This is a genomic window from Oleiphilus sp. HI0043, assembly GCF_001634935.1.
The window spans coordinates 1-309 of sequence record NZ_LWEY01000953.1 but is presented as its reverse complement, the minus strand read 5'-3'; the positions used below and the strand labels follow the sequence as shown (position 1 = coordinate 309).

Here is a 309-nt window from a genome sequence, read left to right as displayed (position 1 = left end):
AATATCTAAGAGGAATGCCAACACCTTGCGCGTGTCGCGCGGATCGATTAATCCGTCATCCCATAGGCGAGCGGTGCCAAACAAGGCTGTTGAACCCTCGTCCAATTTATCTGCAGTCGCTTTCTCGATAACATCGAGCATGGCTGGATCAGCTTCTTTACCCATTTTTGCATGTTTTGCTTCTGTGACGATTCGCAATACCTTACCGGCCTGTGCGCCGCCCATAACGGCTGTTTTGCTGTTCGGCCAAGCGAAGATGAAGCGAGGGTCAAGACCTCGACCACACATGGCATAGTTACCCGCACCATA

Annotated in this window: 1 protein-coding gene; it reads right to left on the bottom strand. The window is 51.5% G+C overall.

Annotated elements, in window-relative coordinates; translation table 11 throughout:
• Positions 1-309: carboxyl transferase domain-containing protein (locus tag A3729_RS10435; RefSeq protein WP_304439714.1), on the bottom strand; the 309-nt coding region annotated here is incomplete at both ends.